Here is a 25,552-nt window from a genome sequence, read left to right on the forward strand (position 1 = left end):
GTCACGCCCACCCCGGGCCGCCTCAGGCGGCCCGCAAGGGCGACCGCCCGCCCGCAGGTGCCCGTAGCGTAGCGGAGGGAACGGCACCGAGGACGCAGGCCCGGATGGGCCTGCGAAACTCATTGACGCCGGATCACCAGGTTCCGGATTTCGCTCATGTCTTCCATGGCGAACCGAATGCCTTCACGGCCAAGACCCGAATCCTTCACCCCACCATAGGGCATGTTGTCCACCCGGTAGCTCGACACATCGTTCACCACCACGCCGCCCACGTCGAGGCTGTCCCAGGCTTCCAACACCTTGTGGATGTCGCGGGTGAAAATGCCCGCCTGGAGGCCGAACTTCGAATCGTTGACCTGTTCCAGCGCCTCGCTCCAGTCGGTAAAGCGCGACAGGTTGGCGAGCGGGCCGAAGGCTTCCTCGCGGTTGGCATCGCAGTTCTCGGGCACGCCTTCCAGCAGGGTCGCCTCCAGCATCGCGCCATCCAGCTTGCCTCCGCACAGCAGGGTTGCGCCTGCCTCCACCGCCGCATCGATCCAGCCCTTCAGACGCTTTGCTTCCTTCTCGGAAATCATCGGGCCGATGAAGGTGTCGCGCTCCTTGGGATCACCTGACACCAGCGTGGCGGTCTTGGCCACCAGCATGGCCTTGAACTCATCGTAGACGCTGTCGTGGATGATGATCCGCTGCACCCCGATGCACGACTGGCCGCTCTGGTAGAACGCGCCGAAAATGATCCGCTCCAGCGCGTGGTCGAGGTCGGCATCGTGATCGACGATCACCGCGGCGTTGCCGCCCAGCTCCAGCACGACCTTCTTCTTGCCCGCCTTGGCCTTCAGCTCCCAGCCCACGCCGGGCGAGCCGGTGAAGGACAGCAGCTTGAGGCGCTCGTCGGTGGTAAACAGGTCCGCACCCGCACGGCTGGCGGGCAGGATCGAGAATGCGCCTTCGGGCAGCACGTCGCATTCGGCCAGCACCTCGCCCATGATGATCGCGCCCAGCGGCGTCATGCTTGCGGGCTTCATCACGAAGGGGCAGCCCATGGCGATGGCGGGCGCGATCTTGTGGGCGGCGAGGTTGAGCGGGAAATTGAACGGCGAGATGAAGCTGCACGGCCCGATCGGCACGCGCTTCCACATTCCCATGTATCCCTTGGCGCGCGGCGAAATATCGAGCGGCTGGACCTCGCCGTAGTTGCGGACGGCTTCTTCGGCAGCGATGCGGAAGGTGTCGATCAGGCGGCCCACCTCCCCCTCGGCATCCTTGATCGGCTTGCCCGCCTCGATGCACAGGGCATAGGCCAGTTCGTCAAACCGTTCCTTGAAACGGGCGACGCAGTGCATCAGCACGTCCTGCTTCTCGTAACTTGCCAGCCGCGCCATCGGCTCCGCCGCGCGAACGGCCCCGGCGATGGCTTCTTCGATCACGTCCGGCGTGGCCAGCGCCGTGCGGAAGGCGACTTCGCCGGTGAACTTGTCGGTCACCGCAAGGTCGGTGTTCGGCTGCGCGGCCTTGTTGTTGAGGTAGAGCGGGTAGGTGCTTTTAAGTTGGGTCACATAAACCTCATTTCGTCACCCCGGGCTTGACCCGGGGTCCCGCTTGAGTGGTAGCCCGCCGCGAGTCAAAAAGCGGGACCCCGGGTCAAGCCCGGGGTGACGGATCAGGTCGTCAAAGCGCCTTAGACAAGTCCTTGATGTCCTTGTTCAGGATCTGGTCGTTCTCGGTGTAATCCACCGGGCAGTCTATCAGGTGGACGCCGGGCGTGGAATTGCAGTGGGCCAGCAGTTCGCGCAGGTGATCGCTCGATTCCACCCGGTGGCCGTATGCGCCGTAGCTTTCGGCGTATTTGACGAAATCGGGGTTGCCATAGGTCAGGCCGAAATCGGCAAAGCCCATGTTGGCCTGCTTCCAGCGGATCATGCCATAGGCATCGTCGCGCAGGATGAGCACCGTCATGTTGAGGCCGAGGCGGACGGCGGTCTCCATCTCCTGGCTGTTCATCATGAACCCGCCATCGCCGCACACAGCCATCACTTTGCGATCGGGATAGAGCATCGCGCTCATCATCGCCGAGGGAAGCCCCGCACCCATTGTGGCGAGCGCGTTGTCGAGCAGCACGGTGTTGGGAAGGTAGGCGCAATAGCCGCGCGCGAACCAGATCTTGTAGACCCCGTTGTCGAGGCAGATGACCCCGTCATGCGGCATGGCATCGCGGATCTGCTGTACCAGGTGCGGCGGGAAGATCGGGAAGCGGGCGTCCGCCGCCAGCTCCTTGGTATGGGCCAGTTCCGCCGTGCGATAGGCCAGCATGTGGTCGAAATTCCACGACAGGTTGGGGGTGATGTCCTCCTTCATCTGCCAGATGGCGTTGGCGATATCGCCGATCACCTCGATCTGCGGGAAATAGACCGGATCGACCTCTGCCGTGCGGGTGGACACGTGGATAACCTTGGGCCCGCCGCGCTGCATGAAGAACGGCGGCTTCTCGATCACATCGTGCCCTACGTTGATGATCAGGTCGGCATCCTCCACCGCGCGGTGGACGAAATCGCCGGCGGAAAGCGCCGCACAGCCGAGGAACTTGGGGTGCCGTTCATCGATCACGCCCTTGCCCATCTGGGTGGTGAGGAAGGGGATGCCGGTCTTCTCGACGAATTGCAGCAGCATCCGCCCGCACAGCTTGCGGTTGGCGCCCGCGCCGATGACCAGCACCGGGGCCTTGGCGTTCTCGATCTCCTTTACTGCCATGCGCACGGCCTTGGGCTCGGCCGAGGGGCGGCGGGCGATCGAACGCTGGATCGGCGTGGAATCGGTCATTTCCTCGGCGATATCTTCGGGAAATTCGAGGTGGACCGCGCCGGGTTTCTCTTCCTCTGCAAGCCGATATGCTTCGCGCACGCGGCTGGGAATGTTGTCCCCTGCGGCAAGCTGGTGGGTGTACTTGGTAATCGGCCCCATCATCGCCACCACGTCGAGGATCTGGAACCGGCCCTGCTTCGATTTCTTGATCGGCTTCTGCCCGGTAATCATCAGGATCGGCATGCCGCCCAGTTGGGCATAGGCGGCGGCAGTGACGAAATTGGTCGCGCCCGGCCCCAGCGTGGCAATGCACACGCCGGTCCTGCCGGTGTGGCGACCATAGGTTGCGGCCATGAAGCCCGCGCCCTGTTCATGCCGGGTGAGGATCAGCTTGATCTTGGACGAGCGCGACAGCGAATCGAGGAAATCGAGGTTCTCCTCGCCCGGGACGCCGAAAATGTACTCGCAGCCCTCTTCCTCCAGACACTGGATGAAGAGGTCCGATGCCTTCTGCTTGCCCGCTGCGGCGTCTTCGTGTGCCATGCCCGTAATTCCCCCCAAGTTTTTGGGGCGTTCACGCGAACAGGCCCCACCCCAGGCGGGAAGGTATCAGAGCATTGGGAGCGAGTCAGGCGCTAATAACCAAGCGCCAGATCAACCTCGCTTACCAGCGGTTCACCGCGCAGATAATGGCCGCAATTGGCGATAAACCGCTCTGCTGCGGCAATCCTGCTGGCCAGTGTCGGCAGCCCGCCCATGTGCATGGTGATATGCGCGCCGGGTGCGGACCACAGCGGGTGGCCGGAAGGCAGTGGTTCGGGATCGGTCAGGTCGAGGATCGCGCCAGCCAGCTTGCCGGCGTGGAGAGCGGCGATCAGGGCATCCTGGTCGAGCACGTCGGCCCGGCCCATGTTGACCAGCACGGCATCACTGCGCATCGCGGCCAGCACCCTGGCATCGACCAGCCCGCGTGTTTCAGGCGTGCCGGGCATGGCCAGCACGACCCATTCGAATTCGCCCACCCGCGCCTGCCATTCATCCGGCCCCAGCGCGCCATCAGCCCCGCTGCGGCGCACCGGGGTTACTTCGGCGCGGAAGCCTGCCAGCATCCGGCCGATGGCCTGGCCGATCTCGCCATAGCCGATGATCAGCACCTTGGCGCCGGCCAGCTCCCGCGCCTTGCCGTCCATGCTGGGGGCGAGCCATTCGTGCCGGTCCTGCGCCCGCACGATATCGGCATGGCCGCGGGCCAGCGCGAGCATGTTCATCAGGGCGAATTCAGCCACGGTGTTGGCATTGATGCCCGAACCGTTGGTCAGCTTCACGCCGCGCGCCTGCAGGTCGGCCAGCGGCAGCCAGTCCACACCGGCGAAGAAACTGTTAAGATATTTGAGGCCCGTTGCACGCCGGATGGCCTCCAGCGGCGCGCTTTTGTCGAACATGTCGAACCAGCCGATTTCGGCCTGCGGGGCGAGGTCCACCAGTTGTTCGGGCGTTTCCCACCACAGGGGTTCTATGCCGGGCGGCAGGCGGCCTTCCACGATCGGACGGGCCTGGGCGGTGATGAGGGCGATGGTCATTGGGAAGTCACCTGTGGACGCAATATGAATTTGGTTTTATCTGAAACTAATCTGCTCGCTATCACCGCCAATCGCAAGCTGCATCAATCCAGCTTCCATTCCCACCCAAGCGCATCGCCATCCATCACTTCGACGCCTTGGGCGGAAAGTTCGTCGCGCAGGGCATCGGACGTGGCAAAGTCCTTGGCGGCGCGCGCATCCTTGCGGCGGGCGAGCGCAGCTTCGATTTCGGCTTCGGTGATCGTGGCGGACTTGGGCCGGAGGCGCAGGTCGGCGCGATCGAGGGTGAGCACACCCAGCCCCAGCACCGCGTCCATCGCGCTGAGCATCTGCCACTTGTCCTCCCGCTCGATCTTCTTGGCTGCCAGCACATCCTCGAACACGGTCAGCGCGAGCGGGGAATTGAGGTCATCGGAAATGGCCTTGTCGAATTCGGCCAGCAGCGGCAGCAACGCCCCGCCGACATGGCCCCGCGCCTCGTCCAGCGTCCAGCCGCCATCGGGATCGGCTGGCAGCTCCTCCATCTGCGAGCGCAGTTGCGCCACCCCCATCAGCATCCGCTTGAGCCGCGTCAGGGCCGCTTCAAGCCCTTCCCAGCTGAACTCCAGCTCGCTGCGGTAATGCGCCTGCAGGCACATCAGGCGGAAGGCGAGCGGATGGTAGCCCTTGTCGATCAGCAGCTGCAGGCGGAGGAATTCGCCCGACGATTTGCTCATCTTTCCAGAACGTTCGACCAGGAAGTTGTTGTGCATCCACAACTTCGCACCCGAATGGTCGCTGCCGCAAAAGGCCTGGTTCTGGGCGATCTCGTTGGGGTGGTGGATCTCGCGGTGGTCGATCCCGCCGGTGTGGATGTCGAACGGCAGGCCGAGCAGCGCCGCGCTCATCACGCTGCATTCCAGATGCCAGCCGGGCGCGCCCTTGCCCCACGGCGAATCCCATTCCATCTGGCGGCTCTCGCCCGGCGGAGTCTTGCGCCAGATGGCGAAATCGGCGGCGTGGCGCTTGCCCTCCACCGCTTCGATGCGCCCTTCACCGTCCTCGGTTTTCGCCCGCGCCAGCCTTCCATAATCGGCCACGGTCGAGGTATCGAAATAGAGGCCGCCCTCCAGTTCGTAGCAATGCCTGTCCGCAATCCTTTGCCCAAATTCAATCATTTGCGGCACGAATTTCGTAGCGATTGTCCATTCGGCCGGCTGGCGGATGTTGAGCGCCGTCACGTCCGCCCAGTAGGCCTCGGTGTAGTGCTGGGCGATATCCCAGATAGACTGCGCGCTGGCAGATGCCGCCTTTTCCAGCTTGTCCTCGCCCGCATCGGCATCGTCGGTCAGGTGGCCGACATCGGTGATGTTGATGATGTGGGTGAGCTTGTAGCCCTTCCAGCTCAGCGTCCGACCCAGCAAATCAGCAAACACATAGGCGCGCATGTTGCCGATATGCGGATAGTTATAGACCGTCGGCCCGCACGAATAGACCCGCGCCTCATGGGCGTGGACGGGCTGGAATTGCTCAACCTGGCGGGTGAGCGAATTGAACAGGTGGAGGGGCGTGGTCATGGCGCCGGTCTTTGGGGGCACAGGCGGTGGGTGGTCAAGGGTTTGGGCTCTAAACCCGCACAGGCGGCGGGTGGTCAAGGGCTTGGGCCCTAAACCCGCACCGCCACCAGTTGCCATGCCAGTCCGCTGCGCTCGAACAGCATCTGCGGGCCGGGCGTTCCGTCCTCGTAGGTGGACACGGCAGTGAAGGTGCTGAAGCCGGTGCGGTCCACATCCCACGACAGGTCCTGCCCCGGCATCACCGTGCTGGCATCGAGCATCACGGCCAGCCCGCGCGGCGTGACCATGGTGTTGATCGCGGCCGTGCCGACAGTGCGCACCACGCCATCGCCGATCCGGTCGAGAAAATCGGTATCGCCATCGTCGCGGCTGGCGGATAGATCCTCGCGCATCCCTTGGCGCAGCCGCTCGAAATCGATCCGCTGCTCCAGCTCCGCGCTGTTGCCCGATTCCGCCGCATCGACGATCCGCCACATGGTGTACCACGGCGAGGCGAAGTACCACGCGCCGATCATCAAGACAGAGAGCACAACAATCAGGCGCAGCTTCATGCCCGTCACTCCACCTCGAACAGGTCGGCCAGTTGTTCGATGATTGTGCCGCCAAGTTGCTCCACATCCATGATCGTCACCGCGCGCTTGTAATATCGCGTTACGTCGTGCCCGATCCCGATGGCGACAAGCTGGACGGGTGATTGCTTCTCGATCCAGTCGATCACCTTGCGCAGGTGCGTCTCGAGATAGCCCGCGTTGTTCACGCTCAGCGTGGAATCGTCCACCGGCGCGCCGTCCGAAATGACCATGAGGATGCGGCGGTCCTCGCTGCGGCCCAGCAGGCGTTCGTGCGCCCAGAGCAGCGCCTCGCCGTCGATGTTTTCCTTCAGCAGTCCCTCGCGCATCATCAGGCCGAGGTTCTTGCGCGCGCGGCGCATCGGCTCGTCGGCCTTCTTGTAGATGATGTGGCGCAGGTCATTGAGGCGGCCGGGATCGGCGGGCTTGCCATCGTTGAGCCATTTCTCGCGGCTTTGCCCGCCCTTCCACGCGCGGGTTGTGAAGCCGAGAATCTCGACCTTCACCCCGCACCGTTCCAGCGTGCGCGCCAGGATATCGGCACTGATCGCGGCGATGGAGATGGGCCGCCCGCGCATGGACCCCGAATTGTCGATCAACAGGGTGACGACCGTGTCCTTGAACTCGATATCCTGTTCTACCTTGTAGGACAGCGAGTGGCCGGGGCTGACGATCACGCGGGCGAGCCGGGCCGCATCGAGCAGGCCTTCTTCCTGATCAAAGTCCCAGCTGCGGTTCTGCTGCGCCATCAGGCGGCGCTGCAGGCGGTTGGCAAGGCGGGTGACGATGCCGGCAAGGCCTGCCAGCTGGCTGTCGAGATAGGCCCGCAGACGGTCCAGCTCCTCGTAATCGCACAGGTCCTGCGCTTCCACGATCTCGTCGAAGGCGGGGGAATAGATGCGGTAGTCGAAGGTGTCCGGCAGGTCAGTCCACGGGCGGTTGGGGCGAACGGGCATCATGCCCTCTTCGCCATCGTCGCCCGGTTCGCCTTCGCTGGTTTCCTGGTCCTGACCCATTTCCTGGGTCTCGTCGCTCTCGCCGTCGCCTTCCGATTGCTCGGTTGTCACCTGCTGCTGGGTGTTGTCCTGGTCCTGGCTGCTGTCCTGATCGTCGCTGTCGGGGCCGTCGTCGTCATCCGGGCCATCGTCCTCGTCGGCTTCGTCGGGCAGCTCCTCGCTGCGGACCAGGTCGAGGTGGCGCAGCATATCAAGCGTCAGGTTCTGGAAGGCGCGCTGGTCGTCGAGACTGCTCGCCAGCCGCTCGAAATCGCCACCCGCCTTGTCCTCGATCCACTCGCGCAGCATGGCCACGCCATTCTCTGCCGCCAGCGGCACCGGCTGGCCGGTCAGCTTTTCGCGCAGCAGCAGGGCGAGCGCGGACTGTACCGGTACATCGTCGGCACTGGTCGCCCGGGTGATCGGGTCCGCGGCGGTGCGAATTTCCGTGGCAGCATCGAGATTGCCGCGCATCCCCGTGTAGTTGTTCGATCCCAGCGCCTCGTACCGGACCATCTCGACCGCATCGTAGCAAGCGCGCGCATCGGCTTCTGCCGGGGCGTGGCGGGCGTGGAGCGCTTCGTTGTGGTGGCGCTGGCGCAGGGCGAAACTGTCGGCAAAGCCGCGCGCCTCGATCGCCTGGGCCATCGGCAGCGCGCGGGGCGGCATGGGCACGCGGATGGTCTTGCCCTGAATGCCGGGAGCCTCAGCGGTCCACGCCACCTCGGTCTCGGCATCGCGGCCCACGGCACGCGCCGCGCCGGTCAGGGCGAGCTTGAAACGGTCGAGGGGCGATTCTTGGCTCATGTTATCGCCGCAGTCCGTAGAGGACAGTCAGCCTGTTCGACAACCGCTTAGAATGCCTGCGACCCCGTCAGCACCGCAATCAGCAGCGGATCGTTGGTAGAACGCGGATTGGCGCGGATGGCGGCTTCCTCTGCGCCGATCTCGGTCCAGATCACGTCGTTAACGCGGGTGGAGAAGCTGTTGGCCACTCCGGCCACGTCCACACCTGTCAGGGCCGACAGCACGTGGCCCACCAGCGGCTCCTGCGCCACGCGCAAGGCCTGCCCCACTTCGGGCACCATCGCCTGGACCAGCGCATCGCCCATCTCGCCGCGCAGGAAGCCGGTGGCTGCGGTGGGTCCGCCGCGCACCAGCGCCAGCGCGTTCTGGAAACCGATTACCCGCACGGCATCGGTCACGAGCGGCGCGGCGCGCCACGATGCTTCCTCGGCAATCGGTACGAAAGCGCGGGCCAGCCGGTCCTTGAACAGGTTGGAGGTGAGGATCTGCGACAAGACGTTGCCGCGCGTGCCGAGAAACCCTTCGAGATCAAGTTGCGCGACATTGCTGTCCCAGTAGCCGCCATCGCTGGTCAGCCGGGCAAAGGCACGGCTGGACGAAAGGAACAGCAACTGCCGGATCGCATCGACCAGGCTGTAGCCGCCGCCGGTCGTGGCGCAGCCGGGCAGGGCGAGCACTGCACCGCCCGCCATGATCCCGCCGAGCAGCTGGCGACGTCCCAATGTGGTGTTTTCCATAACCGTCATGTCGTTTTCTCCACTCACCGGGTTGCGACCCCGCCCATCACCCGCGCATAGCGGTCAGCACATGAACCGCGCCAGACTGCTCATCTTCAACGCCGCGCTCGGCCCGCTGGACTACCGCGTTCCGCAAGGAATGGAAGTCGTCACCGGCTCCGTCGTGGTCGCGCCGCTGGGGCCGCGGCAGATCATCGGCATTGTCTGGGATCCTGAACGCCTGCCGAGCGATCCGGTGCCCGAGGCCAAGCTGCGCCCGCTGATTGCGGTCCTGCCGGTGCCGCCGCTGCAACTGGCGCTGATGCGACTGATCGAATGGACGGCGGACTATTACTGCGCCTCCCTCGCCTCTGTCGCCCGCATGGTCATATCCAGCGGCGGCGCGCTGCGCGGGCCTTCGACGATGACCGAATACCGCCTGTCGGGCGGCCTGCCCGAACGGATGACTACCGCACGCGAGCGGGCCATGGGCGCGCTGGAGGGCGAGCAGGCGACGATCCGCGAGCTGGCGGGACTTTCCGGGGCGAGCGAGAGCGTGTTGCGCGGCCTAGTCAACCAGGGTGTACTGGAGCCGGTGGAAGTTGATTGCGACCGCCCCTACCCTCGCGCCCACGCCGCTTTTTCCGCACCGGACCTGAGCGCGCAGCAGCACGAGGCGGCAGAAAGGCTAGTGGTGGCCACGAGGGCGCGGGCGTTTGCCCCCTTCCTGCTCGACGGGGTGACGGGTTCCGGCAAGACAGAGACCTATTTCGAGGCCGTTGCCGCAGCGATCGAGCAGGACCGGCAAGTGCTGGTGCTGCTGCCGGAAATTGCGCTCACCGAAGCCTTCCTCAAACGCTTCGAGGGCCGCTTCGGTGCGGCCCCGGTCCTGTGGCATTCCTCGCTCAAGAGCACCGAGCGCCGGCGGGCCTGGCGGGCCATCGCCAGCGGAGAGGCGCAGGTGGTCGTGGGCGCACGTTCGGCATTGTTCCTGCCTTATGACCGGCTGGGCTTGGTCGTGGTGGACGAGGCCCACGAGGTCAGCTTCAAGCAGGATGACGGCGTGCGCTACAACGCGCGCGACGTTGCGGTGATGCGGGCGCGGTTCGAAGGGCTGCCGGTGGTCCTCGCCAGCGCCACGCCCGCACTGGAAAGCCTCCACATGGCCGACCAGGGCATCTACGAAAAGCTGGTCCTGCCCAGCCGGTTCGGCGGGGCGCAGATGCCAAGCATCGCCACGGTGGACCTGACCAAGGAGAAGCCGCCGCGGCAGCACTGGCTTTCGCCGCCGCTGGTGGAGGCGCTGAAGGAACGGCTGGAGCGCGGCGAGCAGTCGCTCCTATTCCTCAACCGTCGCGGTTATGCCCCGTTGACCCTATGCCGCCACTGCGGCCACCGTTTCAAGTGTCCCAATTGCAGCGCCTGGCTGGTCGAGCACCGGCTGTCGCGGCGGTTGGCATGCCACCACTGCGGGCTCGAAACCGCAACGCCGGAAACCTGCCCCGAATGCCACGAAGGCGATTGCCTGGTCGCCTGCGGCCCGGGGGTGGAACGGATCGCGGACGAGGTGGCCGAGATCATGCCAGATGCACGCATTGCCGTGGTGACATCGGACACCATCAATTCGCCGGAAAAGGCCGCGCAGTTCATCGCCGAGGCGGAAGGGGGCGCGATCGACGTGATCGTGGGGACGCAGCTTGTGACCAAGGGCTTCCACTTTCCCGAGTTGACCCTGGTGGGCGTGATCGATGCCGACCTCGGCCTTGAAGGCGGAGACCTGCGCGCGGCGGAGCGTACATACCAGCAGGTGGCGCAGGTCGCGGGCCGCGCCGGGCGCGGATCGAAACCGGGCGAGGTGCTGATCCAGACCCGCCATCCCGAAGCCCCGGTCATCGCCGCGCTGGCCGCCGGAGACCGCGATGCCTTCTATCTGGCCGAGACAGAAGCCCGGCGCGATGCCGGTGCACCGCCGTTCGGTCGCTGGGCGGCGATCATCGTGTCGAGCGAGGACGATGCCGAAGCGCGCGAGGCGGCGAACCGCATCGGCGCGACGCGGCCCATGCTGCCCGATGTGCAGATCCTCGGCCCCGCCCCGGCCCCGATGACCCTGCTGCGCGGCCGCTATCGCTATCGGCTACTGCTCAATGCCCGGCGCAGCGCCAATGTGCAGGACGTTATCCGCCAGTGGCTGGGCGCATTGAAATTCCCCTCGGGCGTGCGTGTCGGGGTGGACATTGATCCGTATAGCTTCGTTTGACGGGAAAGCTAATCACTCGACCTCTCCCGCCGCAGTAGTTCGCGCTTGATCGCTTCGCCCCAGGCATAGCCGCCCAGCTTGCCATCGGCGGCGATAACCCGGTGGCATGGGACCAGCACGGCCACCGGATTGGCGCCGTTGGCCCCGCCCACCGCGCGGCTCGCCGTGGGCTGGCCGACCAGGGCCGCGATCTCGGCATAGCTGCGGGTTTCCCCGCGCGGAATGGCCCGCAACTGTGCCCAGACGCGCTGCTGGAACGGGGTGCCCGCAGTGTCGAGCGGCACCTCGCCTTCGCCGCCCTCGCCTTCGACTGCCCGGACAACCAGCGCCACCAGTTCGGCTGGAACCGCTCCTTCGATCAGTTCTGCCGCCGGAAAGCGCGCCCGCAGGTCTTCCGCCTTTTCGTGGAACGACAGGCGGCACACACCCTTGTCGGTCGCCGCGAGCAGCATCGAGCCGAGCGATGTACACTCTATAGTATAGCCGATGCGCACGCCCGCCCCGCCCTTGCGCCAGGCCGAAGGGGTCATCCCCAGCCGTTCGCGCATGGCGGCATAGAACCGGGCGGCGCTTTCATATCCCGCATCATAGATCGCATCGGTGATCCGCCCGCCCCCTTCCAGCGCCCGCACCGCACGCTCTTCCCGCAAGGCGCGGGCGAAGGCGGCTGGCGACAGGCCGGTGGTGCGGGTGAAATGCCGCTGGACCTGGAACGGCGAAAGCCCGGTCGCCGCGCCCAGTTTCTCCAGCGACGGCGCCTTGCCATCGCAATCGAGCAGCCGGGCGATTGTCTCGACGAGGTGGTTGTTTGCGGGATTCGTCATGCGGCGATGATAGGGCGGACGGCATGGATTGCTTCTCGAATCTTGCGTTGTGTCGGGCCTTGCTGAATGAGGGCCGCATGACCCTGCGTTCGATCCTTGCTCCCGCTTTCCTGCTGCTAGCCGCGCTGGCCGGTTCACCGGCCCATGCCGATCCTGCCGACATCGAAGCGGCCGCGCGCGGTGTGGTGCGGGTGATCGTGGCCGACCGCAATGGACAGGAGCTGTTCCCGATCAGCCACGGATCGGGCTTTGCGGTGAACGCCGAAACCATCGTCACCAATGCCCACGTGGTGGGGCAGGCGGTGGACGACCCATCGCTGGTCATCGGTATCGTGCCGTCGGAAGGTGCAGAAGCGGTCTATGGCCGGGTCATATCGGTCAGCCCGCGCAATGACCTGGCGCTGATCCGCACCACCAGCCCCTTGCGTCTGCCGCCGCTGACCCTGGCCGGGATTGCGCCCAGTGGCGCCGGCGCGGTCACCTCGATCGGCTATCCGCAGAACGTGGACCAGGCGCAGGGCCTCGGCATGGACGACATCTTCCGCGCCCATCCGCCGGTCACGAGCATGGGCTTTCTTTCAGGCCGCCGGCCCAGCCGCGATTTCGACACCCTGCTGCACACCGCCCCCATCGCGCGCGGCAACAGTGGCGGGCCACTGGTGGACGATTGCGGGCGGGTGATCGGGGTCAATTCGTTCGGCACCGACAGCGCCAGGACCGAGGCGGAGTTCTTCTTTGCCGTATCGATCCGCGAACTGCTGCCGTTCCTGCGCGCCAACAACATCACCCCGCGCGTCAATTCGCTGCCCTGCCGCAGCCTGGCCGAAATGGAAGAGGCCGAGCGCGAGTTCGAACAGCGCCGCCAGATGGTCGCCCGCGAGCAGGCCGAAGCCGATGAACAGGCCGCTGCCCAGCGCCGCGCCGCCCTCAGCCGCGAAATCGAATTTGCCGTATTGGACGAGCGGACCAACGGCATGGCGCTGGCGCTGGTGCTGCTGATGTTCGTGGCAGGCGGCGGAGCATTCGCCTTCGATGCCCACCGCAAGGGCCAGTTCCGTCACCGCGCGATCGGCGGGTCGATCACCCTTGGCGCGCTGGCCCTGGCCGCTTTCGCCTGGCTTTCCCGCCCTGCCTTTACCGACATCGAAGACCGGCTGGAAGACCGGTTGCGCAGCGAGATGGCGGGCGAGGATGGTGGACCGATCGAAGTGGCAACGCCCGCCGGTTCATTCCGATGCGTGCTCGACACGGCGCGCAGCCGCGTGCTGAGCGAACCGGTCGAGGTGCTCCCGCTGGAATGGAGCGCGGATGGCTGCGTCAACGGGCAGACCCAGTTCGGCATGGCCAGTGGCCAATGGACCCGCGTGCTGGTTTCCGCCGATGAGCAGAGTGTGGCCTTGAACCGCTTCGATCCGGCCACGGGCGAATATGTGGTGGACCGCTTCCTGCTCGACCGCGAGGCGATGGTGGCGGCTCGCACCGCGCGCGCGGCGTTCCAGGCCCCGGCTTGCGGTGCCGGGCCGGAGGCTGCCGCCGAACTGGGCGTCCAGCAACTGGCCGTCACCACGGCCTTGCCGCAAAGCCCGAATGAGCGGCTGGTCTATACCTGCGGCGACGGCGCAACTGGCGTCCTTCCCCCGCAGCAGTAGGCTTTCGCGCCCCACCCGCTTGCATCGCGCGCACCCCGATGCTAGGCGCGCGCCAACCTTGCCCGGGTCCACTTGCTGGATCCACCCAGCGGCAAGAGAAATCTATCGTTTTCGGTAACCTCACAAGGGACCATACGCGTGGAGCTTTCCGCCGGTATCAAGGCAAGTCTGGCAGGGCGTTATGCCTCCGCCCTGTTCGATCTCGCGAGCGAGGCGGGAACCGTCACGGCTGTCGAGGGTGACCTCGTCAAGCTGCGCCAGGCGCTGGCCGAATCGGCCGACCTGCGTGCGCTGATCGACAACCCGCAGGTCAGCCGCGGGCAGATGGGCAATGTCGTTGCCGGTCTCGCCACGCACCTCGGCATTTCCACCCTCACCGGCAATTTCCTTGGTGTGCTGGCGCAGAACCGCCGCGTCGGCCAGTTGCCCGCCGTGATCCGCGCCTTCACCGCCATCGCCGCTGCCCAGCGCGGCGAAGTGGCCGCCGAAGTCGCCAGCGCGCATCCGCTCAGCGATGCCCAGCTCACAGAACTGGAAAGCCGTCTGCGTGCCCGCGAAGGCCGCACGGTCAAACTGCAATCCCGCGTCGATCCCGACCTTCTGGGCGGACTCGTCGTTACCATCGGATCAAAGCGCATCGACAGCTCGATCCGGACCCGTCTCAACACTCTTGCACAAGCCATGAAAGGCTGATCATGGAAATCCGCGCCGCAGAAATCTCCAAGGTTATCAAGGACCAGATTGCCAGCTTTGGCACCGAGGCCGAAGTCAGCGAAGTCGGCTCCGTGCTGTCGGTGGGTGACGGTATCGCCCGCATCCACGGGCTCGACAACGTCCAGGCCGGCGAAATGGTCGAATTCTCCAACGGCGTGCAGGGCATGGCCCTGAACCTGGAAGCCGACAACGTCGGCGTGGTGATTTTCGGCTCCGACGCCGAAATCAAGGAAGGCGATGTCGTCAAGCGGACCGCCACCATCGTGGACGTTCCGGTCGGCAAGGGCCTGCTCGGCCGCGTGGTCGATGCGCTGGGCAACCCGATCGACGGCAAGGGCCCGCTTACCGATGTCACCCGCATGCGCGTGGAAAAGAAGGCCCCGGGCATCATCCCGCGGCAATCGGTGCACGAACCTGTGCAGACCGGCCTCAAGGCGATTGACGCACTGGTGCCGATCGGCCGTGGCCAGCGCGAACTGATCATCGGTGACCGCCAGACCGGCAAGACCGCCGTCGCCATCGACACCTTCATCAACCAAAAGGAAGCCAACCAGGGCGACGACGAGGGCAAGAAGCTCTACTGCATCTATGTCGCCGTGGGCCAGAAGCGCTCCACCGTGGCGCAGATCGTCCGCCAGCTGGAAGAAAACGGCGCGATGGAATATTCCATCGTGGTCGCCGCCACTGCATCAGAGCCCGCTCCGCTGCAGTATCTCGCTCCCTATACCGGCGCGACGATGGGTGAATTCTTCCGCGACAACGGCATGCACGCCGTGATCGTTTATGACGATCTGTCGAAGCAGGCCGTGGCCTATCGCCAGATGTCGCTGCTGCTGCGTCGTCCTCCGGGCCGCGAAGCCTATCCGGGTGACGTGTTCTACCTGCACAGCCGCCTGCTGGAACGCGCCGCCAAGCTCAACGCCGATAACGGCTCGGGCTCGCTCACCGCGCTGCCGATCATCGAAACCCAGGCAGGCGACGTGTCGGCCTATATCCCGACCAACGTGATCTCGATCACCGACGGCCAGATCTTCCTCGAAACCGGCCTGTTCTACCAGGGCGTGCGCCCGGCCATCAACGTCGGCCTGTCGGTGTCCCGCGTGGGCGGTGCCGCACAGACAAAGGCGATGAAGAAGGTCTCGGGCTCGATCAAGCTGGAGCTGGCGCAGTACCGCGAAATGGCGGCCTTCGCCCAGTTCGGCTCGGACCTCGATGCCGCCACGCAGAAGCTGCTCAACCGCGGTGCGCGCCTGACGGAACTGCTCAAGCAGGCCCAGTTCAGCCCCATGCCGTTCGAGGAGCAGACCGTGTCGATCTATGCCGGCACCAACGGCTACCTTGATGCGATCCCGGTCAACCGCGTCAACGAATACGAAGCCGCGATGCTCAGCTACATGCGCAACGAACATGGCTCGGTCCTCGCCGAGATCCGCAACAGCGGCAAGTTCGAAGGCGAAGTGGCCGACAAGACCAAGGCTGCCCTGCAGGCCTTCGCCAAGCAGTTCGCCTGAGCCTTTAGAGACTAGCTAGGGAGCCGAAATGGCCTCGCTGAAAGAACTTAAAGGTCGGATCAACTCGGTCAAATCGACCCAGAAGATCACCAAGGCCAAGCAGATGGTCGCGGCGGCCAAGCTGCGCCGTGCCCAGGCTGCGGCCGAAGCCGGGCGCCCCTATGCCACGCGGCTGGCGGCGGTCATGGCAAGCCTTGCCGGCAAGGTCAGCGGCGATGCTGCACCGCGCCTGCTGGCCGGCACCGGTGGCAACCAGCGCCACCTGCTGGTGGTGGTCAACACCGACAAGGGCCTGTGCGGCGGCCTCAATTCCAACATCGTGAAGGAAGCGCGTAACCAGGCGCGCATGCTCCAGGCCGATGGCAAGGACGTGGAATTCTACCTCGTCGGCAAGAAGGGCCGCGCACCGCTGAAGCGCGATTTCCCCGCTTCGATCAAGGATGGTTACGACACCAGCTTGGTCCGCACTCCTGGCTTTGCCGAAGCAGCCGCGATTGCCGATGAACTGGTTGCGATGTTCGAGGCCGGTCGCTTCGATGTGGCGCACCTGATCGCGCCGGTGTTCAAGTCTGCTCTGGTGCAGGATCCGGTCACCCGCCAGCTCATCCCCGTCCCCGCCCCGGCGGTGACCCAGGCGAGCGATGCCGTGGTCGAGTATGAGCCCGACGAGGAACAGATCCTCGACGAACTGCTGCCCCGCTATATCAAGACCCAGCTGTTCGGCGCACTGCTCGAACGCGAAGCGTCGGAACAGGGCGCGTCGATGACTGCGATGGACAATGCCACGCGCAACGCGGGCGACCTGATCCAGAAGCTTACCATCCAGTACAACCGCAGCCGCCAGGCCGCGATCACCACCGAACTCATCGAAATCATTGCTGGCGCTGAAGCGCTCTAAGCCCTGAGGGAAACGAAAATGGCTACCGCCCCCGTATTGAACCAGACCACCAACGGCTCCATTAGCCAGGTCATCGGCGCCGTCGTCGACGTGACCTTTCCGGGCGAGCTGCCCGCCATTCTCACCGCACTGGAAACGCGCAACGGTGACAGCACGCTGGTGCTCGAAGTGGCGCAGCACCTCGGCGAGAACACGGTGCGCACCATCGCGATGGACGGCACCGACGGCCTGACCCGCGGCCAGGAAGTGATCAACACCGGCGCGCAGATTTCCGTGCCGGTCGGCCCCAAGACACTGGGCCGCATCATGAACGTGATCGGCCAGCCGATCGACGAGCGCGGCCCCATCGGTGCCGAGATGAGCGCGCCGATCCACGCCAAGGCGCCGGAATTCGTGGACCAGTCCACCGAAGCCGCCATCCTCGTCACCGGCATCAAGGTGATCGACCTGCTCGCCCCCTATGCGCGCGGCGGCAAGATCGGCCTGTTCGGCGGCGCGGGCGTGGGCAAGACCGTGCTGATCCAGGAACTGATCAACAACATCGCCAAGGGCCACGGCGGCGTGTCGGTGTTTGCCGGCGTGGGTGAACGCACCCGCGAAGGCAACGACCTGTACCACGAATTCCTCGACGCCGGCGTTATCGCCAAGGATGCCGAGGGCAATGCCACCAGCGAAGGCTCCAAGGTGGCCCTGGTGTTCGGCCAGATGAACGAGCCGCCGGGCGCCCGTGCCCGCGTCGCCCTGTCGGGCCTGACCATGGCCGAATACTTCCGTGACCAGGAAGGCCAGGACGTGCTGTTCTTCGTGGACAACATCTTCCGCTTTACCCAGGCCGGTTCGGAAGTGTCCGCTCTGCTCGGCCGTATTCCTTCGGCCGTGGGCTATCAGCCGACGCTGGCCACCGACATGGGCCAGCTGCAGGAGCGCATCACCTCGACAACCAAGGGTTCGATCACCTCGGTGCAGGCGATCTACGTTCCCGCCGACGATTTGACCGATCCGGCGCCTGCCGCCTCGTTCGCCCACCTTGACGCCACGACCACGCTGAACCGCGCGATTTCGGAGCTGGGCATCTACCCGGCGGTCGATCCGCTCGACTCCACCAGCCGCGTGCTGACGCCTGCGGTTGTCGGGCAGGAGCACTATGACACCGCCCGCCGCGTCCAGGAGACTCTGCAGAAGTACAAGAGCCTGCAGGACATCATCGCCATCCTCGGCATGGACGAGCTGAGCGAAGAAGATAAGCTGACCGTCGCCCGCGCGCGCAAGATCCAGCGCTTCCTGTCGCAGCCGTTCCACGTGGCCGAGGTGTTCACCGGCATCAAGGGCAAGTTCGTCCAGGTCGAAGACACCGTCGCCTCGTTCAAGGCCGTGGTCGAAGGCGAATACGATCACCTGCCGGAAAGCGCCTTCTACATGGTCGGCGGCATCGACGAAGCGGTCGCCAAGGCCAAGAAGATGGCCGAGGACGCCTGAGCCAATGGCCCTCAACTTCGAACTCGTGACGCCTGCCAGCCTGGTGCTGAGCGAGGAAGTCTACATGGTGGTCGTCCCCGGCACGGAAGGTGAATTCGGCGTGCTGGAGGGCCATGCGCCCTTCATGTCCACGATTCGCGACGGCGCGGTACAGGTCTATCGCACCGCCGGCGGCGCGCCCGACAACATCGAAGTGCGCGGTGGCTTTGCCGAAGTCAGCGAAGCCGGCCTGACCGTGCTGGCGGAGCAGGTCATCGCCTGATCAGGCCCAATAGCAATATCGAGAAGGGCGCCCGCTGCGGCGCCCTTTTTCGTTTCAGCCCGCTTTGCGCGCCCTGTCGCGCTTGCGTCCCGCATACCACAGGAACAGCCCCGCTCCGATGATGATGGCAGCGCCCAGCATGGCCAGGGCATCGGGCGCGTCGCCGAAGAAGAACCATCCGAGAGCCACGGCCATCAGCAGCTGACCATAGGTCATTGGTGCAATGGTGCCCGCGCCTGCCTTCATCGTGCCCATGTAGATCAGGTATTGCGCCAGCGTGGCGGAAAGGCCGATGAAAGCGCAGCGCGCCACGACCGACCAGTGCGGCATGGTCACCACGAAGCCCTCGGCCCCGCTCAGGTGCCCGGCCAGCGTGGCGAACAGCAGGAAGATCATCGCCGTGACCGACATATAGTACTGCATCGCCAGCACGCTTGCCCGCCCCATTGTGAAGCGGTTGGCGATGATGGTCACCGCCATGCCGGTCGCGCCGACCAGCGGCAGCAGGACGCCCCAGCCAACCACGTCGAAATTGGGCCGCAGCACGATGAAAACGCCGACGAATGCCGCCGCTGTAGCGATCCAGGTCGATGCCGTGGCCCGCTCCTTCAGCAGGAACCACGCCAGCACGGCGGTGATGACCGGCTGGGTAAAGGCGATCGTCGTCGCTTCGGCTAACGGCATGATCCACACGGCAAGGAACATGCCGATGGCCGAGCAACTGATCGCCACACCGCGCACCCATTGCAGTTTGTCCTTCGGCAGGGCCAGGCCTGCCACCCCTTGGTGACGCCAGATGAGGAAAGCCAGCAAAGCCGTTCCCACGATATAGCGCGTGGTCGCCATGGCCGGCGCAGGCCAGTCACCCGCCATGCCCTTGATGATCGCATCGCCGATCGACAGCGTGCAGAAGCCCGCCAGCGCATAGAGCAGTCCGGCACGATCCGATTGTTGCATGGGGCAGCGCGATCCTTCGAAACGAAGGGGCCCGCTTAGGCCTTCCGCTCCCCGCCCGCAAATGTTGGTGCATCAACCTGCCCGGTTTTACCAATCGTTAAACCGTCATGCTTAACAAAGGCCTATCACGCGGGTCCTGTGGCCCGTTATGCGGGGGCCGAATTGACCAAACTCATCATCCAGATCCCGTGCCTCAACGAGGCCGGCAGCCTGCCGCAGACGCTGGCCGCACTCCCCCGCCGGATCGACGGCATTTCGGTGATCGAATACCTGGTGATCGACGATGGCAGTTCGGATGGCACGGCGCAGGTTGCCCGCCAGTGGGGCGTGCACCACGTAGTCCGGCATCGCCGCAACCGCGGCCTTGCCGCCGCCTTCCGCAGCGGGATCGACGCCGCGCTGGCAGCAGGCGCCGACATCATCGTCAACACCGATGCCGACGGTCAGTATGAAGGCGCCGACATCGCCCTCCTCGTCCAGCCGATCCTGTTGGGCAAGGCCGATATCGTGGTGGGTGATCGCGGTGTGGCGGACAATGCCCACTTCGGCCCATTCAAGCGCCTGCTCCAGCGGCTGGGCAGCGCCGTGGTCCAGCGCCTGGCGGGAGCCCAGGTGAACGATGCTGTCAGCGGCTTCCGCGCCATCAGCCGGGAAGCCGCGCGCCGGATCAACATCACCACCGAATTTTCCTATACCACCGACATGCTGATCCAGGCGGGCCGCAAGCGGCTGGCCATCGCCACCGTGCCGGTCCGCACCCACCAGACCATGCGCCCCAGCCGCCTGTTCAAATCGATCCCCGGCTTCATCAGCCAGACCGGCGTGACTATCGTGCGCGCCTATACCACGCACAATGCCCTGCGGGTGTTCGTCGGCACGGGCCTTGTCGTGGCGCTCGTTGGCCTCATCCCGATCCTGCGCTTCGTGTGGTTCTGGCTGATCGGCCAGGGCGACGGCCACGTGCAGTCGCTGGTGATCGGCGGAGCCCTGCTGATGCTGGGCTCGATCACTGCGGTAATGGGCATCCTGGCCGACCTGATCGCCACCAACCGCAAATTGCTGGAAATGAACCTCGCCAAGCTGCGCCAGATCGAGGAGACCCTGGCGGGGCAACAGAAAGAGCACTTGGTCGATGCAGCCTGTCCGCAAGTGATTGAGCTGCCGCTCGGCATGCGCAAGTGAACATGGCAACGGTGCCTCAACCAGCCGTCGCGGGGCATGGCGCAACCCGCCATCCTGTTACCACGGCAATCTGGCCGCTCGGAGCGCTGGCGATCCTGTTCGTGCTGCAGGCGACAATGGTTTTCACCCGAGCGATCAATTGGGATGAGTTCTTCTTCTGGCACGAGGTGGCGCAGTTCTCCGGCGGCCAACTCGACCGGCCGCTACAGACTTTCCACGTTCGCCTGTTCGGCTGGCTTCCCCCTTTCTACACCAACAGCGTGGACGGCATCGTCACCGCGCGGCTATTCATGTTGGGCTGCGAGATGGTGACGGTGGCATCGATCACAGTCCTGGCGCAGCGCTTCACCGATTGGCAGACCGCCCTATTTGCAGGACTCCTGTACCTTTCCGCCGGATATGTCCTGCAGCACGGCATGTCTTTTCGGGCTGATCCAATGCTGGCCGCTACGCTCACCGGAGCACTGGCCATTCTGGGGACCAGTCGCCTGAGCATACCGGCCCTGGCTGCCTTTGGCCTGCTTTGTGGTCTTGCCGGGATGCTTTCGATGAAAGCCGTGCTTTTCGCCCCCGCATTTGTTGCGCTCGCCTGGCTCCGTGCGTGCGAGAGCGGTTTTTCCTTGCAGCGACTGTTGCAGCTGGCCGGTGGCGGTGTGGCCACGGGACTATTCTTTGCGCTGCTCTACATCTGGCATTCCACCGGACTTGTCCCGGAAAGCGATGCGGTTGGCCAAGGGGGGAAGATGATCGGCATTTCGGCCGGCTGGATGTTCTTCATCGGCCTACCCGTCTATGCCCAAATGGCGATCAAGAGCATGTTGATCGCTCCTATTCTCTATGTCTGGCTGCTTGCCACACCGCTGGTGATCGCGCGTAGCAGCCTGGATCGGGCGGAGAAAGTGGCGTTGGCGGGATTGTGGCTGCCGATTGTTAGCCTGTTCTTCTACGCCAACACCGCCGCCTATTTCTACGCCTTCATCCTCCCGCCGGTGGTGGTGGCTTGCTGCCTGCCTTTGCGCTGGGGTATTATCCGTTTCGGGCCGCAGCTGATGACCTTGAGCCTTATGGTGACCGCCGTTGTGGTCTGGGTTTCCGAGGATCGTGCAGTAATCGACCGGCAACGGCAAGTTGTCGAAAACGTGCACGAGATCTTCGGCCAGCCGGTCACCTACATCGACCAGAATTTCATGCTGGCAGACTGGCCCAAAGCCAACGGCTTCATGACCCCTTGGGGGATGAGCAGCTATTACGAAGCCAACCGTCCAGCATACCGCACCGCGCTGGGGCAGCAGACGGTGCCAATGATCTTGGCCAATTCAGCAGATCTCCTGGCCATGCTGGAAGGTGATGGGGGGCTGCTGTTGCCGGAAGATGCCGCAGCCATACGCAATAACTTTCGCCTCTTTTCGTGGCCGATTTGGGTGGCGGGCAAGGAATATCCGGCGAGTTCCACCGAATTCGGCGACGAGTTTCTGGTACCAGGCGCCTATACTTTGCAGGGCGGTCCGCTGGAAATCGACGGGCTGGTCCTTGCCGAAGGAATGGTGATCCATCTCGACCGGGGAATCCATCGCATCCGTAATCCGGGACTCACGCCTGTTACCCTGACCTGGGGCGATCACTTGCGTCAGCCGTCCCGGCCGCTTCGCCCCGACGCGATCCATGTCGATTTCTGATCATGTCGACCAGTAAGGGGCCCACGGACAAGGACCAGGCCGAGGCCGAGGTAATGTTCGTGACCCGCAAGTGGGCTCCGGCCACCGGCGGGATGGAAACCTATTCCTTGCGCCTGACACACTCGCTGAAAGAGCGCATCGCGCTGGATGTCGTTGCGCTGTCCGGGAGATCGAGCAACATGCCGCCGGGCATTCCCGCCCTGCTCGCCTTCCCGATCACAGTGTTTCGACGTCTGCGAGCCCGTGCGTTCCCGCCGCGGGTGGTCCACCTGGGCGACCTCGCGATCTGGCCGCTCGGCCTGCTGGTCCCGCGGCGCGCGCATGTCGTCCTGTCAGCCCATGGTACCGATGTGGCCTATCACCGGCGTGGCGGTCTGAGGGGGCGGCTATACGGTGCCTACCTGCGGCTAGGAGCGCGCCTGATGCGGCGGGCCAGTGTAATCGCGAATTCGCGAGCAACGGCCGAGATTCTGGGGGAAACGGGATGGCGTGCAAGTGCCGTGATCCCGCTGGCGACGGAGAGGATCCCGCAACTCGGGACGGTTGGTCATCCAGAGCCCTTCATCCTCTTCGCCGGGCGACTGGTGAAGCGCAAGGGCTGCGGCTGGTTCATCGCCAATGTGCTTCCGCTGCTCGACCCCTCGTTGCGCCTTGTGGTGGCGGGCACCAAGTGGGACGTCAACGAGAGCGCCCTGCTCGACAATCCGCGCGTCACTTTCCTCGGTCCGCTGGGACAGGCCGAACTGGCCCGGCTTTTTGCCACGGCCACCTGTGTGGTCGTGCCCAATATCGACGTGGCAAGCGGAGAATACGAGGGCTTTGGTCTGGTGGCACCAGAAGCTGCCGGATGTGGCGGCGTAGTCCTTGCTGCCCGCACCGGCGGACTGTGTGATGCCGTGCTCGACGGCGAAACCGGGTTCCTGCTCGAGCCGGGCGATGCGCACGCATGGGCGGCGAAGATCGCCGACGTGGAAGGCTGGACTGGAGCAGAGCGGAGCGCTTTCACGCAACAGGCGCAGCAGCGAGCACTGGCCTATTATGCATGGGACCGGGTCGCAGACGAAACTGCCGCGATATACTCCGGCGGCTGAAGCAGTTCTGCACCGGGGTTCCCGCTTGACCGCCAGCCAGGCGAATGGCCTTCAGTCCCTTACCGAGCGAAGTCCTCGCCTCTCCAGTCGCGGCCCAAGGAAACGGTAGAAGTACCAGCCCAAAGCCGCTCGCGGCATAAGCTTGTAAAGAGCTCGCTCGCTCAGGCTCCATGAACGAGAGGTGCTACCGTCCGGGCGCTCGGAAGCGTGGATCACGTGGTCACGGCTATAGGCAAACGGCCCCTGCTGGCGAAGTCGATAGGCAAGCTCGTGATCGAACAGGATGTAAGGCCATCGCACCGCATCGAATCCTCCTGCAGCAAGATAGGCCGTGCGGCGATAGCAATGTCCGGCTCCGCCAGAATGGCATTTGGCCGGCCATACCAGGGCTTGAACCCATTTTATCGCTGCCTTGGATCGCACCCGCTGTTCGCCAGCATTGAAAGCCAGGGCCGCACTAGCTCCCGGGTTTGACTCCAGCAGCGCGAGCGCCCGCTCGACATAATGCGAGGGATAATAGGTGTCGGCATCCAAAGTAGCGATATAGGGGGTGGTTGACTGTTCCGCAGCCGCGGCAAGAGCATGGAGTTGACCCCGTCTCGGCTCTTGAAGGTACCTCACCGGGATGTCCTGCGCGCCGGCCATAACTTCGCGAGCCACCTCGGTGGATCTGTCCGAGGAGTTATTGTCCACCAACACCAATTCGAAGCGCCGGTCAGTTTGTTGCAACAGCGAAGAGATGGTCTGCCCGATCATCGCCTCTTCGTTGAAATAGGCAATGATCAAGGTCACGAGGTTTTGTCTGGCCATGCTTTCTCCACCCCTGATCACAGCCGCCGCGCCATGATCGCCAGGCCCTCGACCAGTGTAATCAAGGGCCGTCTCAAGCAAAGATGAATGCCGATCAGACAGGCCTTCGAGTTGCCACGGGAACTGGCCGCAACCAGACCTTTCAGCAGCAAATTGACAGTGAGACCCCTGATCGCCGCCCTCTCGCTTCGTTCTGAGCGGTGCTGCGTCAGAAAGTTTGCCTCGATCTCCAGCGCCGTCTTCACCAGGCGGGCATACCGCCCGCGTTTCAAAACTTCGCCAGTGAAAAGAAAAGTCGCAAGTTCCGCAAGTCTCGCGGGATCGACGTGGGCATTATCGCGAGACAGGGCACCGATCGATATGTTGATTGCGGTCTGTTGCTGTTCACCTGCAAGTCTGCGCGAAATGCTGCCGCCGTGTTCACGCAGGCTGATCAACTGCTGCGGCAACCGCTCGGCATCGCCATATGACTGGAGGGTTTGCCAAAAGGCGAAATCCTGGGCCGTCCGGCACGCCTCGTCATAGGTCAGGGCGTTCTCTCGGATCGTGGACATGCGCACCATAGCCGAGGAGTGGGCGATGGCCGGCGACATGCGCGAAAGATAGCGGAACGGCACGGGACCCAATCCGCCTCGCCCGACGCGAAGCTGCTTGCCGTCCGCAGCGATCACCGTCTCGCATGCTCCCACGAGGACATGACCCGGATGCGCATCGAGGAAATCGGCCTGAAGCTGCAATCTGCGCGGCGCAGCCTCGTCATCGGCATCCAGACGGGCGAGATAGGTTCCCCGGGCCAGTGCCAACCCTACATTGAGTGACTTCGTGAGCCCAAGGTTCTGCGTATTTCGCACCACCCGTATGCGCGGATCGGCGGCAGCGGCCGAAGCCAGCAGGGCAGGCGTTCCATCGAACGAGCCATCGTCGATCACCAACAGCTCGTAATCGGATACAGTTTGCGCTGCCAAGCTGGATAAGGCTGCTCCCAAATGTGGCTCTCCATTGAAAACAGCCATCAGGACGGTGACGCGTGGAGTCATTCAGGCGCATCCACCGAAACGGTGGGGATAACGATCCGCAAACCAGCGACCGCCTCGCGGGCCTAGGCTGTGATGTCCATCTATTTCCGGTGCAGTAGGGGACAGGGGCTCGAATATACCACCGGTGCAGTCGATCACCATGTAGTCACAACGTGGTCCGTCAACCGACGTGCAAACGAGCCGGTC

At 64.5% G+C, this 25,552-nt stretch carries 21 protein-coding genes; 10 read left to right on the plus strand and 11 right to left on the minus strand.

Features of this window, described 5'->3' with window-relative positions:
• Nucleotides 1-119: 119 nt before the first annotated feature.
• The 7 genes from M3P36_RS00415 to M3P36_RS00445 form a co-directional block, all read right to left on the minus strand.
• On the minus strand, nucleotides 120-1,556 hold the full coding sequence (locus tag M3P36_RS00415; RefSeq protein ID WP_249698044.1) for an aldehyde dehydrogenase family protein: 1,437 nt from the start codon (nucleotides 1,554-1,556) through the stop codon (nucleotides 120-122).
• Between the two features lie 112 nt (nucleotides 1,557-1,668).
• Nucleotides 1,669-3,342, minus strand: a complete 1,674-nt coding sequence (locus M3P36_RS00420) for an acetolactate synthase large subunit (protein WP_249698046.1) — start codon at nucleotides 3,340-3,342, stop codon at nucleotides 1,669-1,671.
• 92 nt (nucleotides 3,343-3,434) lie between these two features.
• Complete coding sequence (locus tag M3P36_RS00425; RefSeq protein ID WP_249698050.1) at nucleotides 3,435-4,379, minus strand: D-2-hydroxyacid dehydrogenase; 945 nt, start codon at nucleotides 4,377-4,379, stop codon at nucleotides 3,435-3,437.
• A gap of 83 nt (nucleotides 4,380-4,462) precedes the next feature.
• Nucleotides 4,463-5,935 (minus strand): cysteine--tRNA ligase, encoded by a 1,473-nt coding sequence (gene cysS / locus M3P36_RS00430; protein WP_249698052.1) that lies wholly within the window; start codon nucleotides 5,933-5,935, stop codon nucleotides 4,463-4,465.
• Nucleotides 5,936-6,024: 89 nt separating this feature from the next.
• Entirely contained in the window at nucleotides 6,025-6,486 is a 462-nt protein-coding gene (locus M3P36_RS00435) for a DUF2939 domain-containing protein (RefSeq protein WP_249698054.1), read from the minus strand.
• 5 nt (nucleotides 6,487-6,491) lie between these two features.
• Complete coding sequence (gene cobT, locus M3P36_RS00440; protein WP_249698056.1) at nucleotides 6,492-8,306, minus strand: cobaltochelatase subunit CobT; 1,815 nt, start codon at nucleotides 8,304-8,306, stop codon at nucleotides 6,492-6,494.
• Nucleotides 8,307-8,353: 47 nt separating this feature from the next.
• Nucleotides 8,354-9,052, minus strand: a complete 699-nt coding sequence (locus M3P36_RS00445) for a DUF4197 domain-containing protein (protein WP_249698058.1) — start codon at nucleotides 9,050-9,052, stop codon at nucleotides 8,354-8,356.
• 61 nt (nucleotides 9,053-9,113) lie between these two features.
• Here M3P36_RS00445 and M3P36_RS00450 point away from each other — a divergent pair, with 61 nt between their 5' ends.
• Entirely contained in the window at nucleotides 9,114-11,279 is a 2,166-nt protein-coding gene (locus tag M3P36_RS00450) for a primosomal protein N' (protein ID WP_249698060.1), read from the plus strand.
• An 8-nt stretch (nucleotides 11,280-11,287) separates the two neighbouring features.
• Here the strand turns inward: M3P36_RS00450 and M3P36_RS00455 are convergent, their stop codons facing one another.
• Complete coding sequence (locus M3P36_RS00455; RefSeq protein ID WP_249698062.1) at nucleotides 11,288-12,103, minus strand: bifunctional transcriptional activator/DNA repair enzyme AdaA; 816 nt, start codon at nucleotides 12,101-12,103, stop codon at nucleotides 11,288-11,290.
• A 77-nt stretch (nucleotides 12,104-12,180) separates the two neighbouring features.
• Between M3P36_RS00455 and M3P36_RS00460 the strand changes: the two genes are divergently transcribed.
• From M3P36_RS00460 to M3P36_RS00485, 6 genes are all read left to right on the plus strand, one after another.
• Nucleotides 12,181-13,752, plus strand: a complete 1,572-nt coding sequence (locus M3P36_RS00460; RefSeq protein ID WP_249698064.1) for a S1 family peptidase — start codon at nucleotides 12,181-12,183, stop codon at nucleotides 13,750-13,752.
• 138 nt (nucleotides 13,753-13,890) lie between these two features.
• Complete coding sequence (locus tag M3P36_RS00465) at nucleotides 13,891-14,445, plus strand: F0F1 ATP synthase subunit delta (RefSeq protein WP_249698066.1); 555 nt, start codon at nucleotides 13,891-13,893, stop codon at nucleotides 14,443-14,445.
• A gap of 2 nt (nucleotides 14,446-14,447) precedes the next feature.
• Nucleotides 14,448-15,977: a F0F1 ATP synthase subunit alpha gene (gene atpA / locus M3P36_RS00470; RefSeq protein ID WP_249698068.1), complete on the plus strand. Its 1,530-nt coding sequence runs from the start codon at nucleotides 14,448-14,450 to the stop codon at nucleotides 15,975-15,977.
• A 28-nt stretch (nucleotides 15,978-16,005) separates the two neighbouring features.
• Nucleotides 16,006-16,875 carry a F0F1 ATP synthase subunit gamma gene (locus tag M3P36_RS00475; RefSeq protein WP_249698070.1) on the plus strand — a complete coding sequence of 290 codons (870 nt, stop codon included), beginning with the start codon at nucleotides 16,006-16,008 and terminating at the stop codon, nucleotides 16,873-16,875.
• Nucleotides 16,876-16,893: 18 nt separating this feature from the next.
• Nucleotides 16,894-18,351, plus strand: coding sequence for a F0F1 ATP synthase subunit beta (atpD, locus tag M3P36_RS00480; RefSeq protein ID WP_249698072.1), 1,458 nt, complete (start codon nucleotides 16,894-16,896; stop codon nucleotides 18,349-18,351).
• A 4-nt stretch (nucleotides 18,352-18,355) separates the two neighbouring features.
• Complete coding sequence (locus M3P36_RS00485) at nucleotides 18,356-18,613, plus strand: ATP synthase F1 subunit epsilon (RefSeq protein WP_249698074.1); 258 nt, start codon at nucleotides 18,356-18,358, stop codon at nucleotides 18,611-18,613.
• Nucleotides 18,614-18,667: 54 nt separating this feature from the next.
• Here M3P36_RS00485 and M3P36_RS00490 read toward each other — a convergent pair whose 3' ends face one another.
• The gene (locus M3P36_RS00490; protein WP_249698077.1) at nucleotides 18,668-19,570 is read right to left on the minus strand and encodes a DMT family transporter; all 903 of its coding nucleotides are present in this window, start codon (nucleotides 19,568-19,570) and stop codon (nucleotides 18,668-18,670) included.
• A gap of 162 nt (nucleotides 19,571-19,732) precedes the next feature.
• Between M3P36_RS00490 and M3P36_RS00495 the strand changes: the two genes are divergently transcribed.
• From M3P36_RS00495 to M3P36_RS00505, 3 genes are read left to right on the plus strand one after another with little or no spacing between them, the layout of a single operon-like run.
• The gene (locus M3P36_RS00495; RefSeq protein ID WP_249698080.1) at nucleotides 19,733-20,752 is read left to right on the plus strand and encodes a glycosyltransferase family 2 protein; all 1,020 of its coding nucleotides are present in this window, start codon (nucleotides 19,733-19,735) and stop codon (nucleotides 20,750-20,752) included.
• Nucleotides 20,753-20,754: 2 nt separating this feature from the next.
• Nucleotides 20,755-22,428: a hypothetical protein gene (locus M3P36_RS00500; RefSeq protein ID WP_249698082.1), complete on the plus strand. Its 1,674-nt coding sequence runs from the start codon at nucleotides 20,755-20,757 to the stop codon at nucleotides 22,426-22,428.
• Between the two features lie 2 nt (nucleotides 22,429-22,430).
• Complete coding sequence (locus M3P36_RS00505; RefSeq protein ID WP_249698084.1) at nucleotides 22,431-23,519, plus strand: glycosyltransferase family 4 protein; 1,089 nt, start codon at nucleotides 22,431-22,433, stop codon at nucleotides 23,517-23,519.
• Nucleotides 23,520-23,570: 51 nt separating this feature from the next.
• Here the strand turns inward: M3P36_RS00505 and M3P36_RS00510 are convergent, their stop codons facing one another.
• Both M3P36_RS00510 and M3P36_RS00515 read right to left on the minus strand, forming a co-directional pair.
• Nucleotides 23,571-24,329 carry a glycosyltransferase family 2 protein gene (locus tag M3P36_RS00510; RefSeq protein WP_249698086.1) on the minus strand — a complete coding sequence of 253 codons (759 nt, stop codon included), beginning with the start codon at nucleotides 24,327-24,329 and terminating at the stop codon, nucleotides 23,571-23,573.
• 17 nt (nucleotides 24,330-24,346) lie between these two features.
• The gene (locus M3P36_RS00515) at nucleotides 24,347-25,366 is read right to left on the minus strand and encodes a glycosyltransferase family 2 protein (protein ID WP_249698088.1); all 1,020 of its coding nucleotides are present in this window, start codon (nucleotides 25,364-25,366) and stop codon (nucleotides 24,347-24,349) included.
• Between the last annotated feature and the right edge of the window lie 186 nt (nucleotides 25,367-25,552).

This window comes from Altererythrobacter sp. KTW20L (assembly GCF_023501975.1).
In the GTDB taxonomy this organism is placed as follows: Bacteria; Pseudomonadota; Alphaproteobacteria; order Sphingomonadales; family Sphingomonadaceae; genus Alteraurantiacibacter.

Excerpts from the sequence above, each read along its gene's own strand:
- M3P36_RS00420 (WP_249698046.1), bottom strand. The coding sequence starts at position 3,342 with ATGGCACACGAAGACGCCGCAGCGGGCAAGCAGAAGGCATCGGACCTC.
- M3P36_RS00425 (WP_249698050.1), bottom strand. The coding sequence starts at position 4,379 with ATGACCATCGCCCTCATCACCGCCCAGGCCCGTCCGATCGTGGAAGGC.
- cysS (WP_249698052.1), bottom strand. The coding sequence starts at position 5,935 with ATGACCACGCCCCTCCACCTGTTCAATTCGCTCACCCGCCAGGTTGAG.
- M3P36_RS00435 (WP_249698054.1), bottom strand. The coding sequence starts at position 6,486 with ATGAAGCTGCGCCTGATTGTTGTGCTCTCTGTCTTGATGATCGGCGCG.
- cobT (WP_249698056.1), bottom strand. The coding sequence starts at position 8,306 with ATGAGCCAAGAATCGCCCCTCGACCGTTTCAAGCTCGCCCTGACCGGC.
- M3P36_RS00445 (WP_249698058.1), bottom strand. The coding sequence starts at position 9,052 with ATGACGGTTATGGAAAACACCACATTGGGACGTCGCCAGCTGCTCGGC.
- M3P36_RS00450 (WP_249698060.1), top strand. The coding sequence starts at position 9,114 with ATGAACCGCGCCAGACTGCTCATCTTCAACGCCGCGCTCGGCCCGCTG.
- M3P36_RS00455 (WP_249698062.1), bottom strand. The coding sequence starts at position 12,103 with ATGACGAATCCCGCAAACAACCACCTCGTCGAGACAATCGCCCGGCTG.
- M3P36_RS00460 (WP_249698064.1), top strand. The coding sequence starts at position 12,181 with ATGACCCTGCGTTCGATCCTTGCTCCCGCTTTCCTGCTGCTAGCCGCG.
- atpA (WP_249698068.1), top strand. The coding sequence starts at position 14,448 with ATGGAAATCCGCGCCGCAGAAATCTCCAAGGTTATCAAGGACCAGATT.
- M3P36_RS00475 (WP_249698070.1), top strand. The coding sequence starts at position 16,006 with ATGGCCTCGCTGAAAGAACTTAAAGGTCGGATCAACTCGGTCAAATCG.
- atpD (WP_249698072.1), top strand. The coding sequence starts at position 16,894 with ATGGCTACCGCCCCCGTATTGAACCAGACCACCAACGGCTCCATTAGC.
- M3P36_RS00485 (WP_249698074.1), top strand. The coding sequence starts at position 18,356 with ATGGCCCTCAACTTCGAACTCGTGACGCCTGCCAGCCTGGTGCTGAGC.
- M3P36_RS00490 (WP_249698077.1), bottom strand. The coding sequence starts at position 19,570 with ATGCAACAATCGGATCGTGCCGGACTGCTCTATGCGCTGGCGGGCTTC.
- M3P36_RS00500 (WP_249698082.1), top strand. The coding sequence starts at position 20,755 with ATGGCAACGGTGCCTCAACCAGCCGTCGCGGGGCATGGCGCAACCCGC.
- M3P36_RS00505 (WP_249698084.1), top strand. The coding sequence starts at position 22,431 with ATGTCGACCAGTAAGGGGCCCACGGACAAGGACCAGGCCGAGGCCGAG.
- M3P36_RS00510 (WP_249698086.1), bottom strand. The coding sequence starts at position 24,329 with ATGGCCAGACAAAACCTCGTGACCTTGATCATTGCCTATTTCAACGAA.
- M3P36_RS00515 (WP_249698088.1), bottom strand. The coding sequence starts at position 25,366 with ATGACTCCACGCGTCACCGTCCTGATGGCTGTTTTCAATGGAGAGCCA.